Below are 14,476 nucleotides of genomic sequence, written 5' to 3'. Positions count from 1 at the left end.
ATGCAAGTTAAAGCTTGGGCAGGCGCGCCTGCAGCCAACGTCGCAACGGACCGGCCACCCAGCGTTGCAGGGCCAGACCGAGCAGGACGATGAGCGCCAGGTGCAGCGGCAGCATCCAGCCGGGAATGGGGATGGGCAGGGCCAGTACCTCGCCGACGTCTTCGGCCAGGTCTTCGAGGCTGTCGCCGGCCAGGTGCATCCAGCCCAGCAGGGTGCGGGTCCAGGGTTCGAGCACGCCAATCAGTGGAGTATGGACGGCGAAGATGCACAGCGAGGCCTCGCCGAGGTGTTGGGCCAGGCGGCGCACGCCGGCGCGGTCGGGTTCGCCGAAGGTGGCGCAGGCCAGCAACACCGCGGCCTGGAAGGGTGTCAGCAGACCATTGTGGACCAGATAGAACCAACGGCGACCATCGCCTTCCAGCAGCAGGGCGCCGAGCCAGAGGCCAGTCAGGCCAAACAGCAGCAGGGGTACGCGCAGGCGCTGGGTGGTCTGCGCCACCCAGGGCTCTTGTAGGGCGCGATAGAGCAGGATACCGAGCAGGAACTCGGGCAGGCGGATCAGCGGATTGCGATGGATGACACCGACGGTGACGGTATCGAAGGCCTGGGCCCAGGTGGCCAGCAGCGGACCGAGCAGATAGAGCCCCCAGAGACCGGCGGCGGCCAGGGCCCAGCGGCGCAGGCGCATCAGGCGTGGACCGAGTAGCGGGAACAGCAGATAGAAGAACAGTAGCGCCGAGATCGACCAGGCGGCGCCGTTGAGCCAGAGAAAGCGCGGCTCCCAGGATTGCAGCAAGAGCAGTTGCAAGAGCACATGGGTGGTGGCGGCCAGCCAGGACAGCGGCAGCAATTCGTCCAGCTCGCTGCCCTCCTCCAGCTGCAGGTAGGGATGCTGGTTATAGTAGACCGGTACTCCGTGTTCCAGCCAGGAATCCTGGGACAGCCAGTAGGCCATCCCCAAGGCCGCCAGCAGGGTGAGCAGGTGGATGGGATAGAGGTTGCACAGGCGACGCAGCACGAAGCCGCGCGAGCTGCCCTTGAGCGCACCCTGGCGATCCAGGCTGACGTGGGCCAGCAGGAAGCCGGAGAGTAGGAAGAAGGTGCTGGTGGCGAAGAAGCCCATGCCGGCCAGGCGGCGGAAGGCGTCCGGCAGATCGCTGTAGAGCCCGCCCAGGTGGTAGACGACCATGTACAGCGCCATGAGGAATCTCAGCCATTCCAGGCCGTAGTAACGGGCGGTGGGACGCAGTGCAGGCGAGGTGGTCATGGCAGCGGAGGTAAGACAGCTAAAGGCTTATTGTAAGTCGCTCAAGCGCTGCCCTCGATTTGGAATATGACGAAAACGTGACAGCGAGTGTCGCGGCGTACCAGACGCCGCCCAGGCCCCAGTGAGCTGATCGCTGGAATATTCCGTCACACCGAGATGCAGCGGGATTATCTAGCCCGCGAACATCGGCTCCGGCAGCCCCTGCACCCCAGGATCGAGGGCGAACAGCCCACCCGCCGACGGCTGGTCGCTCAGGTCTCCCCCCGGACGGATGGAGGTGACGAACAGGGTGTCCAGGTTGCGCCCACCGAAGGCGCACATGGCGGGTTTCTTTACCGGTACGGCCAGGGAGCGATCCAGGCGGCCATCGGGGGTGAAGCGGTGGATCAGGCCGGCATCGTTGCCGCAGATCCAATAGCAGCCGTCGACGTCCACCGCGGCGCCATCGGGGCGGCCGGGATGGGCGTTCATGTCGACGAACAACCGCCGGTTGCTGGGCGTACCCGTCTCCGGATCGTAGTCGAAGGCCCAGATCAGCTGGCGACTCGGATGGGAGTCGGAGAGGTAGAGGGTGCGGCCATCGGGGCTCAACGCCAGGCCGTTGGGGACGATGAGGTCGTCCAGCAACAGCCGAGCATCCTCGCCTGCCGTGTGGCTGTAGAGGCGTCCCGCTGGGGCGCCCTGGGCCATGTCCTGCACCATGGTGCCCACCAGGAAACGGCCTTGGCGGTCGCAGCGGCCGTCGTTGCATCTCATGGCCGGCTGGGCGTGGTCGAGGGTGAGCAGGCGTTCGCCACTCAGCTCGCCGGAGGCTTGGGGCTGCAAGGCGAAAAGTCCAGTTTCCAGGCCGGCCAGCCAACCACCACCTACGCGGGCAGCGATGCAGGCGAGCATTTCCGGCGCGGTCCAGCTGTCCAGCGCGCCCCCCGGTGTCCAGCGGTGCAGGCGTTTAGCGGGGATATCGACCCAGTAGAGCGCCTGTTCGGCGACATGCCAGACTGGGCACTCGCCGGTGGCATTGCGGGCATCGACCAGTAGTTCAGCACTCATGGCCAGCCTCTCAGTCGTCGAAGGGGCCGGTGGCGATGAAGGCGCCGCCTTGGTAGACCCGCGACGGATCGTCCGCCGCCGGCAGCGGCTGGGCCTCGACCTTGGCGCGGAATTGTTCGGAGCTGTCCTTGGGCTGGAAGCCCAGGTGCGCGGCCAGGCGGTTATCCCACCAGCTGTCGCGGTTGTTGGAGGCGCCGTAGACGATGGTATGGCCGACGTCCGGGGTGGTCAGGCTGCGCAGGATGAGATCGGTCAGGTCCTCGTAGCTCAGCCAGGTGGCGAGCATGCGGCGGTTCTGCGCCTCGGGGAAGGAGGAGCCGATGCGGATGCTCACCGTCTCGATGCCATGGCGGTCGAAATAGAAGCTGGCCAGGTCTTCGCCGAAGGCCTTGGACAGGCCGTAGTAGCTGTCCGGCCGCTGGGGCACACTGGCGTCGATGCGTTGGTCCTGGCGGTAGAAGCCGATGACGTGGTTGGAGCTGGCGAAGACGATACGCTTCACCCCATGGCGCCGCGCCGCCTCATAGAGGTTGAAGGTGCCGCGGATATTGGCTTCGAGGATGGGTTCGAAGGCATGTTCGGTGGAGATGCCGCCGAAGTGCAGGATGGCGTCGACGCCCTTCACCAGGGCATGAACGCCGGCCTTGTCCGCCAGGTCGCAGGTCACCACTTCTTCCGCCGCGCCTTGAGCGGGTTCCATCGGGGCGATGTCGGACAGCCGCAAGATCTCGGCATGGGGCTTGAGCCGCTGGCGCAGCTCCTTGCCGAGGCCGCCGGCAGCGCCGGTCAGCAGCAGACGATGGAAGGGAGAGGTACGGACTTCGGACATGAGCAGGCGCCTTCTTATCGAGTTATCTGACAAGAGGTACGACATCCCACCTCTTTCTTCGATTCTCGCGGGCGCCTCGAGCCCTGTCAATGCTAGCTAGGCAGACAGGGCAGCCGCAGCCGGAAGGTCGCGCCCTGCCCCGCGATGCTTTCCACATGCAGGCTGCCGCTGTGCGCCTTGACGATCTGGTCGGCGATGTAGAGGCCCAGGCCCAGGCCAGCGATGTTCTCGGTGCCGCTGGCGCGCTCGAACTGGCGGAAGATCAGTGCCTGGTGTTCCACCGGAATGCCGATGCCATGGTCCTTGACGCTCAATTCCACCTCGGCGCCATCGCCACGCAGGGTAATTTCCACCGGGCGGCCGGCGCCGTATCTCATGGCGTTGGTCAGTAGGTTGGTGATCACCTGCTCGATGCGGAATTCATCCCAGTAGCCGGGCGCCGGGCCGTCCGCGTGCAGTTCCACCGGACAGCCAGCCGCGGCGAATTGCGAGGCGAAGCTGTCCACCACGGTGTTCAGCAGGCTGGTGAGATCGCACTGCGAGGGGCGGATGGAGAGCTTGCCGGTGCGGATGCGCGAGATGTCGAGCATGTCGTCGATCAGGTGCACCAGGCGTTGGATCTGGCGCTCATCGCGCTCGGCCATGCCCATCAGCTTGTCGGGAGTGAAGGCTTCCAGCTTGCCCTTGTCCAGGTACATGCGCCGTAACTGAGCTTCGAGCATCAGGGTATTGAGCGGCGTCTTGAGCTCATGGGAGACCATGGACATGAAGTCGTCGCGGGTACGTACCGCCTGCTGCAACTCCACCTGGGTCTGGCGCAACTCGGCGAGCAGGACTTCCTGCTCCTGGCGACTCTGCTCCAGGGCCACCAGTTGCTCGGCCAGGCGCTTGCGGTGCCAGTAGAGGTCAACGAACACCCGGGTCTTGCTCTTCACCGCATGAACGTCGAGGGGCTTGTGCAGGAAGTCCACCGCACCGCTCTCGTAGCCCTTGAAGGCATAGTTCAGATCACGGCCGGCGGCGCTGACGAAGACGATGGGGATGTGCCGGGTCTTTTCCAGGCCGCGCATCATCTCCGCCAGCTCGAAGCCGTTCATGCCCGGCATCTGCACGTCGAGGATCGCCAGGGCGAATTCGTGCATCAGCAAGAGCTCCAGCGCCGCCTCGGCGGAGCTGGCCTGGAAGATCTCCAACTCCTCGCTGCGCAGCAAGGCTTCCAGTGCCAGGAGATTCTCCGGCAGGTCGTCTACGAGCAGGATCTTCGCCTGCTCGACGGGTACATCAGCCATGGTCGCGTTCCAGCTCGGTGAGCAATAGATGGATGCCCGGCACATCCAGCACGAAATCCGGGTCGAATTTCTTCAGCGCCGCCTCGGGCATGGTCGGCACCTCGGCCGAGCTCGGCGATTGGACGACCGTGACGCCACCGTTCTGGCTCAGGGTATGCAACCCACTGGCGCCGTCGTGGTTGGCGCCGGTCAACAGGATGCCGCAGACCTGCTCGCCCAGGGCGTCGGCTGCGCTCTCGAACAGGACATCGATGGACGGCCGGGAGAATTGCACCGGCTCGTCGCGCGAGAGCGAGAAGCTGAAGTCATCCTCCACCAGCAGGTGATAGCCCGGCGGCGCGAAATACAGGGTGCCCGGCAGTATAGCGTCCTTGTCCTCGGCCTCGCGCACCCGCAGGGCCAGACGGTTCTGGAACAACTCGGCCAGCCGCGAGGTGCGGTCGTCCGGCAGGTGCAGTACCACCGCCAGCGGCAGACGGAAACTGCCCGGCAGGGCCGACAGCAGGCGCAGCAGCACCTGCAGCCCGCCGGCAGAGGCTCCGATGACGATGAGGCGCAACGGCTTTACGGGCGGGAACATGCTAGAGCCTGCGGAACAGTCGTTCCTGCTTCACCACCGGCTCGAAGTGGTTGGCATAGGCGGAGAAGTCTAGCGACTCCTTGCTGCCCAGGCCGAGAAAGCCGCGGTGACTCAGGGACTCGTGGAACAACCCGAGCGCCCGATTCTGCAGATTCTTGTTGAAGTAGATGAGCACGTTGCGGCAGGACACCAGCTGGGTCTCGGAAAAGACGCTGTCGGTAGCCAGGCTGTGATCGGCGAAGGTCACGTTGGCGATCAACGATTTGTCGAACAGCGCGCCGTCGTAGGCCGCGGTGTAGTAGTCGGAGAAGGCGCGGGTGCCGCCGGCTTTTTGGTAGCTGGCGGTATAGGCGCGCATCCGCTCCAGCGGAAAGATGCCCTGACGGGCTTTCTCGATGGAGCGGGGATTGATGTCGGTGGCATAGAACAGGGTGCGGTCGAGCAGCCCTTCTTCCTGGAACAGGATGGCCATCGAAAAGACTTCCTCGCCGGTGCTGCAGCCGGCAATCCACACCTTGAGCGAGGGATAGGTACGCAGCACCGGCACCACCTGCTGGCGCAGGGCGAGGAAGTAGCCCGGATCGCGAAACATCTCGCTCACCGGGATGGTGATGAATTGCAGCAGCTCGGCGAACAGCGCCGGATCGCGCAGCACCCGCTCCTGCAGCGCCGAGATGCTCGGGCAGTCGAAGCGGGTCAGCGCCTGGAGTACCCGGCGCTTGAGCGAGGCCTTGGAGTAATTGCGGAAATCGTGGCTGTATCTGAGGAAGATGCCTTCCAGCAGCAACCTCAGCTCGATGTCCTGCAGCCGCTCGCTCATGACCTACAGCCGCTCCAGGGACGGCATCCAGACGCGGATCAGCGAGAACAACCGATCCAGGTCGATGGGCTTGGCCAGGTAGTCGCTGGCGCCAGCGGCGAGGCAGCGCTCCTGGTCGTCCTTCATGGCCTTGGCGGTGATGGCGATGATCGGCAGCTTCTTCATGTGCGGCCGCTTGCGGATCTCTCGCATGGCTTCGTAGCCGTCCATCATCGGCATCATGATGTCCATCAGCACCAGGTCGATGGTGTCGCTGTTGTCGAGCTTCTCCAAGGCTTCCAGGCCGTTGCGGGCGATCTCCACCTTGGCGCCCTTCTGCTCCAGGGCGCTGGTGAGGGCGAAGATGTTGCGCACGTCGTCGTCCACCAGCAACAGGGTGCGGCCGTCGAAGGCCTTCTCACGGCTGCGGGCGCTCTCCAGCATGCGCTGGCGATCGATCGGCATGTCGGCCTCGATCTTGTGCAGGAATAGCGTCACCTCGTCGAGCAGGCGCTCCGGTGAACGGGCACCCTTGATGATGATGGAGCGCGAATACTTGAGCAGGGAGGCTTCTTCGTCACGCGACAGGCTGCGGCCGGTATAGACGATCACCGGCGGGAAGGAGCAGATGTCCTCGCTGGCCATGCGTTCGAGCAACTCGCCACCTTCCATGTCGGGCAGCTTGAGGTCGATGACCATGCAGTCGTAGACCTCGTCGCGCAGCAGGGCCAGGGCCTGGCTACCCATCTCCACCGCGGTGATCTCCACATCCACGTCGCCGATCAGCTTGGCGATGCTGTCACGCTGCAGGGCGTCGTCTTCCACCAGCAGCACCCGCTTGATGCCGGCGGCGAACTTGGCTTCCAGGCGGCCGAAGGCCTCCTTGAGTTCGTCACGGGTGGTGGGCTTGATGGCATAGCCGACCGCGCCCATGTGCATGGCGGTCTCGATGCGATCCGAGGCCGAGACCACGTGCACCGGAATGTGCCGGGTCAGCGGATTTTCCTTGAGGCGCTCCAGCACCGTCAGGCCGGAATGGTCGGGTAGCCCCATGTCCAGCAGGATGGCGTCAGGTCTGTACTCCAGCGCGGCGGCGAAGCCTTCTTCGGCGCGATGGGCCACTAGGCAGCTGTATTTCAGCTCATGGGCGAGATCGAAGAGGATCTGCGCGAAGGGCACTTCATCCTCGATCACCAGGACCCGGCGATCCGGATAGGGCCAGCTGTCCCGGTCGTCGGTGAAGGCGCTCCCCACAGGGGCCGCTGCCTCGGTGACCGGTGGCGCGGCGGGCGGCCGCGGTGTGGTGGCCAGGACCGGCGCCGGGGTAGGTGTCGCGACAGGCACAGCGGCCACGGGAGCCGTGACCGGCGTTACCGGCAGGCTGGGTGCGGCGGCTTCCTGGTACTCCAGCGGCAGGCGCAGGGTGAAGGTACTGCCCTCGCCCGGCTGGCTGGTGACGGTCAGGGTGCCACCCAGCAAGAGTGCCAGGTCACGGGAGATCGACAGCCCCAGGCCGGTGCCGCCGTAGCGACGGGTGATGGCACCGTCCGCCTGGCGGAAGGCCTCGAAGATCAACTCCTGCTGTTCCGGAGCGATGCCGATACCGGTATCGCTCACCGCGAAGCTGGGTTGGCCGTCGTCCAGGGACAGGCGCAGGGTGACCTGGCCGTGCTCGGTGAACTTGAAGGCGTTGGACAGCAGGTTCTTGAGGATCTGCTCGACCCGCTGGCGATCGCTGAAGAATGCCGGGGGCATCCGCGCATCCAGCTCCACCACGAAGGCGACGCCCTTGTTCTGGGCAATCGGCTCGAAGGCGGTCTTGAGGCTTTCCACCAGACGACGCATGGATACCTGCTCGGGGCGGATCTCCAGCATGCCAGCCTCGACTTTGGAGATGTCGAGGATATCGTTGATCAGGGTGAGCAGATCGTTGCCCGCCGAGTAGATCGATTCGGCGTAGCGCACCTGCTCGTCGCTCAGGTTGCCGGCGGGATTGTCCGCCAGCAGCTTTGAGAGGATCAGCGAGCTGTTCAGCGGGGTGCGCAGCTCATGGGACATGTTCGCCAGGAATTCGGACTTGTACTGGCTGGCGCGCTCCAGCTCACGGGCGCGTTCTTCCAGCAGCTGCTGGGCTTCGTTGAGGCGATTGTTGCGGTCGTCCAGCACGTCGCGCTGCTGCAGGAGTTCCTGGGCCTGTTCGGACAGTTGCTCGTTGGTCTGCTCCAGCTCCGCCTGTTGCTGCTCCAGGTGCACCTGGGATTCCTTGAGCGCCTGGGACTGTTCTTCCAGCTCCTCGTTGGCGGTGCGCAGCTCTTCCTGCTGGACCTGCAACTCTTCGTTGAGCTGCTGGGTTTCCGCCAGCACCTGCTGCAGGCGCTGACGATAACGCGCGGCCTCCACCGAAGAGCCGATGGAATCGGCGATCAGCGTCATCAGCTCTTCATCCTGCGGCCGCAGGGCACGCAGGAAGCCCAGTTCCACCACGCCATTCACCCGCCCGTCGTTCTCGATGGGCACGATGAGCGCGGCGCTGGCTTCGCGCTCGCCCAAGGCGGAATTGACCTTGAGGTAGTCGGCCGGCAGTTGATCCAGCGCCAAGCTGCGTCCTTCCAGCACGACTTGCCCGGCCAGGCCTTCGCCCGGCGCCAGGCGCTGGCGGCGGCGGCGTCCTTCGTCGTCCAGGGCGTAATCGGCGACCCGTTCGAGGCTGCCGTCGTCGAGTCTCACATAGAGGGCCCCGGCAGCAGCGCCCAGATAGCGCGCCAGGAATTGCAGGATGCTTTGCCCCAGGGGCGCGAGCGCGGCCTGGCCGATGACCGCCTCGGACAGCTGGTTCTGGCCCGAGCGGAACCAGCTCTGCCGCTCCAGACTCTCGGTGTGATCGGCCTGCTGATCGAGCAGGCGGGTGTAGGTTGCGGAGAGCCGCATGAGTTCACGGCGACCGAAGAAGGCCATGATGACCGAGAGCAACAGGCTGACGATGAGGAAGGCGGCGACGAAGATCACCGTCATACGGCTGGCGGTCTCGGTCCGCTCGGCGCGCATCTGCTCTTCGTAGGCGATGAAGTCGGTGTAGTCGCGACGGATGCTGTCGATGCGATTCTTGCCCTGGCCGTCGTTCAGGGGCGTCTGGAAATCGCCACCCTGCCGCCTCGCCTCGATCACCCGGTTCGCATAGTCACGCCACTCGCGGTGCACCGCTTCGATCCGCTCGAGCCGACGGACCTGCACGGCACTATCGCTGACCAGGGCCTTGAGTTCGTCGAGCTGCGGCTCGACATCGGGCAAGGCGCGCTCATAGGGTTGCAGGAAGCTGTTATTGCCGCTCAGCAGATAGCCGCGCATCCCGGTTTCCAAGTCGACCACCAAGCGGAAGTTGGCATTGGCAGTACTGATGACGCGGTCGGTGTGCTCGACCCACTGGGTGACCCGCAGCAGGTAATAGATGATGGCGATGAAGAAGATCGCGCTGAAGACGCCGATGCTCAGAGGCAGCGAGAGATTGCGTTTGAGGATCTGGCTGAAATGCTTCTGATCGAGGGGCGACTCGCGATTCATGGGTCTGAAAGCCTTGTACAGAACGAAACGGTCGGCGACGGCTGGGCCCCCACCTGCAGGAGTGTGCCGTCAGCGACCGCTATGCGGTCGAAGGCCGTTCGACGCACCTGCCACGCACGGCCAGCTAACCTCGAAAGGCCCGCGAAGACGCCTTTACCTTGCGTAAATTCGGCTTCCCAAGCGCTTTCAGCGCAGCCGGCGCTACGCGCGCAAAGCGCGTTGGCGCATCACATCAACGGCGGGCAATCACCCAGACGGCATGGATGATACCCGGAATGTAACCCAGCAGCGTCAGCAGGATGTTCAGCCAGAAGGCGCCGCCGAAGCCGACCTGCAGGAAAACGCCCACCGGAGGCAGGATGATGGCGAAGATGAGGCGGATGAGGTCCATTTCAGACTCCAGTACAAGGCAGGCAAGAAGATGCTGCTAAGACTGGCAGGCCCCTAATCAGGTTCCGGCAGGCAATAAAAAACCCCGCCGAAGCGGGGTTTCGTAGACTTAACCCGACATCCTTGTCGGGCCGCCAATCCTTGGCCATCTATCCCTGAGAGTCTCTGCCCGACATCCTTGCCGGGGGGCCATCCTGGCCACATTTCCTTGAAATCATCTGGAGCGCTGGGCACATCCTGTACCGCGATCCGATGGGTGTAGATTACGCAGCCGCAGGCCCCTCGGCGATGGCGTATCACGGCGACGTCGTGTAAGCCTTGGCTTACACGGATGCGCTTTTTGCCTTGTCACTCAAAGATTTAGAAAGCCTCCTCGGCCAGGGCGTAGAGCGACTGCGCGCCACTGCGTACGGCCGCCGCCAGGCTCAGGGTGCGCGGCAGCAGGCGGGCGAAATAGAAACGTGCCGTGGCGAGCTTGGCTTCGGCGAAGCTGGCTTCCTGATCCGCCGCGGCAGCTGCGGCCCGCGCCCAGAGATAGGCATAGGCGACATAGCCGAACAGGTGCAGGTAGTCCACCGAGGCAGCGCCGAGCTCATGGGGATCGCTGGCGCCGGCCTGCAACAGCCACTCGGTCGCGCCGTCCAACTGATCCAGCGCCTGGCGCAGGGGCGCGGCGAATTCGTTGTCCGCCGCCAGACCGGCAAGATACTGATGGACCTCTTCGCTGAAGGGGCGATAGAGGGCTCCGCGGCTGCCGGCCAGCTTGCGGCCCACCAGGTCCAGCGCCTGGATGCCGTTGGTGCCTTCGTAGATCTGGGTGATGCGCACGTCGCGCACCAGTTGCTCCTGGCCCCATTCGCGGATGTAGCCATGGCCGCCGAATATCTGCTGGCCATGCACGCACAACTCCAGGCCCAGGTCGGTGAGAAAGCCCTTGGCCACCGGGGTGAGCAGCGCCACCAGGGCCTCGGCGCGTTCTCGCTCGGCGGGCTCGGGGCTGTACTTGGCGGTGTCCAGCTGCAGCGCAACGTAGCTGGAGAACAGGCGGCCGCCTTCGTTGAGTGCCTTCATGGTCAGCAGCATGCGGCGGACGTCGGGGTGGACGATGATCGGATCGGCGCTCTTGGCCGGTTGCTGGATACCGGCCGGCGACCGGCTTTGCAGGCGTTCGCGAGCGTAGGCCAGGGCATTCTGGTAGGAGCGTTCGCTCGACCCCAGGCCCTGGATGCCCACGCCCAGGCGCTCGTAATTCATCATGGTGAACATGGCGGCCAGGCCTTTGTTGACCTCGCCCACCAGATAGCCGACGGCGCCATCGAAATTCATCACGCAGGTGGCGGCGCCCTTGATGCCCATCTTGTGCTCCAGAGAGCCACAGGCCACGGCGTTGCGCTCGCCCAGGTTGCCCGCCTCGTCCACCAGTATCTTGGGTACCAGAAACAGCGAGATGCCCTTGGACCCGGCTGGAGCATCGGGCAGCTTGGCCAGCACCAGATGGATGATGTTCTCGGTGAGGTCATGCTCGCCGGCGGTGATGAAGATCTTGGTGCCGGTCACGCGGTAGCTGCCGTCGGCCTGGGGCTCGGCGCGGGTGCGGATCAGGCCCAGGTCGGTGCCGGCGTGGGGCTCGGTCAGGCACATGGAGCCGGACCACTGGCCGCTGTAGAGATTGGGCAGGTAGGCCTGCTTGAGCGCTTCGCTGCCGTGGGCGTGCAGGGCCAGGCAGGCACCGGCGCTGAGCATCGGATAGAGACCGAAGGCCAGGCAGCTGGCGTGCATCATCTCTTCGACCTGGGCGGTGAGCACCTTGGGCATGCCCATGCCGCCGTATACGGGATCACCGCCGACACCGACCCAGCCGCCCTCGGCGAAGGCTTGGTAGGCCTGGCGGAAGCCCTGGGGCGTGGTCACCTCACCGTCTTGCCAATGGCAACCTTCTTCATCGGAATTGCGATTGAGCGGCGCCAGTTCCTGGGCGCACAGCTTGCCGGCTTCTTCGAGGATGGCGTCGGCGGTCTCGCCGTCGACCACCTCGGCCAGCGCGGGCCACTGGCTCCAGCGTTCCTTGACCTTGAGGACGGCATCCAGCACGAAACGGATATCGCGAAGCGGCGGGGTATAGTCGGCCATGTCGAGTCTCCTCGGAAGGTATTCTTGTCGGTATGACCCGAGTGTAAGACCGAACCGAAAGGGAGACATAGGTTCATGATCTGACCCGCTGGTCAGCCGATCAGAGGTCCGCCAGCGCCGAATTTTCGCGCCCGCGAAAACACGAAAACCCCGCCGGAGCGGGGTTTTCAGTAGAGCCTCGACCTCTTAGTAACCCAGACCGAAGTCTTCCTCGGCCAGGGCCATCAGGCTGCCGGCGCCGGCCAGCAGCGCCTCGGCATGGGCGCGGGTACGCGGCAGCAGGCGCTGGTAGTAGAAGCGCGCGGTGGCCAGCTTGGCCTGGTAGAAGGCAGCTTCGTCGGTCCCGGCGGCCAGCTTCTCGGCCGCGACCCGGGCCATGTCGGCCCAGAAGTAGGCCAGGCAGCAATAGCCGGAGTACATCAGGTAGTCGACGGCAGCGGCCCCCACTTCCTCGCGATCCTTCATGGCGGCCATGCCGACCTTGAGGGTGATCTCGCCCCACTCCTTGTTCAGCTTGGCCAGCGGCTCGACGAAGGCCTTGAGTTCGGCATTCTCGGCCTGGGCCTGGCAGAACTTGTGCACCACCTTGGTGAAGGCCTTGAGCGATTCACCCTGGGTCATCAGCACCTTGCGACCCAGCAGGTCGATAGCCTGGATGCCGGTGGTGCCCTCGTAGAGCATGGCGATACGGGCATCGCGCAGGTTCTGCTCCATGCCCCACTCGGCGATATAGCCGTGGCCGCCATAGATCTGCACGCCGTGGCTGGCCGCTTCGAAGCCGACCTCGGTCATGAAGGCCTTGGCGATGGGGGTGAGGAAGGCCAGCTGGGTCTCGACCTGCTGCTTCTGCTCCTCGTCCTGGCTGTACTTGAGGATGTCCACCAGCTTGGCGGTGTAATAGATCATCGCCCGGCTGCCTTCGGCGAAGGCCTTCATGGTCAGCAGCATGCGCCGCACGTCGGGGTGCACGATGATGGGGTCGGCGGGCTTGTCTGGTGCCTTGGGACCGGTCAGGGATCTCATCTGCAGCCGCTCGCGGGCGTACTTCAGGCCGCCCTGGAAGGCCACCTCGGCATGGGCCAGGCCCTGCAGGGCGGTGCCGATGCGGGCGAAGTTCATGAAGGTGAACATGCAGTTCAGGCCACGGTTCGGCGGGCCGATCAGGAAGCCGGTGGCGCCGTCGAAATTCATCACACAGGTGGCGTTGCCGTGGATGCCCATCTTGTGTTCGAGGGAACCGCAATGCACGGCGTTGCGCTCACCGGCCGCGCCGCTGGCGTCGGGCAGGCGCTTGGGCACGATGAACAGCGAGATACCCTTGGTGCCAGCGGGGGCGTCGGGCAGGCGAGCCAGCACGATATGGACGATGTTCTCGGCCATGTCGTGTTCACCGGCGGAGATGAAGATCTTGGTACCGGTGACGGCGTAGCTACCGTCCGGACGCGGCTCGGCCTTGGTGCGCAGCATACCCAGGTCGGAGCCGCAGTGCGGCTCGGTGAGGCACATGGTGCCGGTCCACTCACCGCTGACCAGTTTTTCCAGATAGGCCTTCTTCTGTTCTTCGGTGCCATGCTGTTCCAGGGTGTTCATGGCACCGTGGGACAGGCCGGGGTACATGCCCCAGGACCAGTTGGCCTGGCCGACCATCTCCGACAGGGAAATACCGAGGGACTCGGGCAGGCCCTGGCCACCGTGGGCCGGGCTATGCGCCAGGCTCGGCCAACCGCCTTCGACGAATTGGGCATAGGCTTCCTTGAAGCCGTCGGGGGTCTTCACGCCCTCCTCGCTCCAGGTACAGCCCTGTTGATCGCCGACGCGATTGAGAGGAGCCAGCACTTGCTCGCAGAACTTGGCGCCTTCTTCGAGGATGGCGGCGACCATGTCGGGGGTGGCATCACCGCAGCCAGGCAGGCTCTGGTAGTGCGCGTCATAGCCCAGCAGTTCGTCGCGAACGAAGCGGATGTCCCGCAGGGGAGCCTTGTATTCGGGCATGACTGTTACCTCTTTGCGAATGCTTGTTGTCGAGGAAGGCGGGCCGCTGCCCGCAAGCGTTTAAACAGTTGTTTGAAACTTATGTTCTAGCCCTTGCCTTGTCAAGCATGGCGGAGCGACCGGTCAGTCTGCCAGGGCCAGGGCCTCGGTCAGCTCTGCCACCGTGCTCGGGCGCACCAGTCGCGCCAGTTCCTGGCCGTCCTTGAGCAGGATCAGCGTGGGCCAGAGTTTGACGCGGAAGGAGCGGCCCAGACGTCGTCCGGAGCCATCTTCGATCTTGAGATGGCGCACGGTGGGGTACTCCGCCAGCGCGGTGGCGAGCAGTGGCTGGGCAGCGCGGCAATAGCCGCACCAGGGGGCGCCGAACTCGACGAGGGTCACGCCGGGCAAGGCATCGACGTCGGCCCGGGCGGGCTCCTGGGCGGCGTAGTCGGAGGTCATGGGCATTGGGGCAGCTCCTGAAGTCGGTTCCAAGGGTGGACAAGTCGTTGCGGGGACTGCTCGGTCACGCGAAAAGGGCTAGCGTCGATCCTGCGGTACGCCCCGATCCCACAACCATAACAAGGCGCCTCCCTTCTGCCTCCGTCTCCTT

General features: G+C 64.8%; 11 protein-coding genes. All 11 read right to left on the bottom strand.

Translation table 11 applies throughout. The annotated features are described in order from the left end of the window. Positions 1-7: 7 nt before the first annotated feature. A complete protein-coding gene (locus CCZ28_RS18325; protein ID WP_205894600.1) occupies positions 8-1,267 on the bottom strand; it encodes an acyltransferase family protein in 1,260 nt (419 codons plus the stop codon). Positions 1,268-1,438: 171 nt separating this feature from the next. Continuing rightward, complete coding sequence (locus tag CCZ28_RS18320) at positions 1,439-2,317, bottom strand: SMP-30/gluconolactonase/LRE family protein (protein WP_140220292.1); 879 nt, start codon at positions 2,315-2,317, stop codon at positions 1,439-1,441. 10 nt (positions 2,318-2,327) lie between these two features. After that, the gene (locus CCZ28_RS18315; RefSeq protein WP_140220291.1) at positions 2,328-3,146 is read right to left on the bottom strand and encodes an NAD-dependent epimerase/dehydratase family protein; all 819 of its coding nucleotides are present in this window, start codon (positions 3,144-3,146) and stop codon (positions 2,328-2,330) included. A gap of 92 nt (positions 3,147-3,238) precedes the next feature. Next, a complete protein-coding gene (locus tag CCZ28_RS18310) occupies positions 3,239-4,435 on the bottom strand; it encodes a hybrid sensor histidine kinase/response regulator (protein WP_140220290.1) in 1,197 nt (398 codons plus the stop codon). Next, a complete protein-coding gene (locus tag CCZ28_RS18305) occupies positions 4,428-5,015 on the bottom strand; it encodes a chemotaxis protein CheB (protein ID WP_140220289.1) in 588 nt (195 codons plus the stop codon). Before CCZ28_RS18305 ends, CCZ28_RS18310 begins: the two co-directional genes overlap by 8 nt. A 1-nt stretch (position 5,016) precedes the next feature. Beyond that, positions 5,017-5,835 (bottom strand): CheR family methyltransferase, encoded by an 819-nt coding sequence (locus CCZ28_RS18300; RefSeq protein ID WP_058760278.1) that lies wholly within the window; start codon positions 5,833-5,835, stop codon positions 5,017-5,019. A 3-nt stretch (positions 5,836-5,838) separates the two neighbouring features. Beyond that, entirely contained in the window at positions 5,839-9,372 is a 3,534-nt protein-coding gene (locus tag CCZ28_RS18295; RefSeq protein WP_140220288.1) for a response regulator, read from the bottom strand. A 232-nt stretch (positions 9,373-9,604) separates the two neighbouring features. Beyond that, positions 9,605-9,763: a YqaE/Pmp3 family membrane protein gene (locus tag CCZ28_RS18290; RefSeq protein WP_007159763.1), complete on the bottom strand. Its 159-nt coding sequence runs from the start codon at positions 9,761-9,763 to the stop codon at positions 9,605-9,607. Between the two features lie 359 nt (positions 9,764-10,122). Further along, on the bottom strand, positions 10,123-11,892 hold the full coding sequence (locus CCZ28_RS18285; protein ID WP_140220287.1) for an acyl-CoA dehydrogenase C-terminal domain-containing protein: 1,770 nt from the start codon (positions 11,890-11,892) through the stop codon (positions 10,123-10,125). Between the two features lie 186 nt (positions 11,893-12,078). Then, complete coding sequence (locus CCZ28_RS18280; RefSeq protein ID WP_140220286.1) at positions 12,079-13,884, bottom strand: phenylacyl-CoA dehydrogenase; 1,806 nt, start codon at positions 13,882-13,884, stop codon at positions 12,079-12,081. A gap of 123 nt (positions 13,885-14,007) precedes the next feature. Next, a complete protein-coding gene (locus tag CCZ28_RS18275; RefSeq protein ID WP_140220285.1) occupies positions 14,008-14,331 on the bottom strand; it encodes a thioredoxin family protein in 324 nt (107 codons plus the stop codon). Positions 14,332-14,476 lie beyond the last annotated feature (145 nt).

The organism is Pseudomonas oryzihabitans, from assembly GCF_006384975.1.
In the GTDB taxonomy this organism is placed as follows: Bacteria; Pseudomonadota; Gammaproteobacteria; order Pseudomonadales; family Pseudomonadaceae; genus Chryseomonas; species Chryseomonas psychrotolerans_B.
This window is presented reverse-complemented; position numbering and strand designations above follow the sequence as displayed.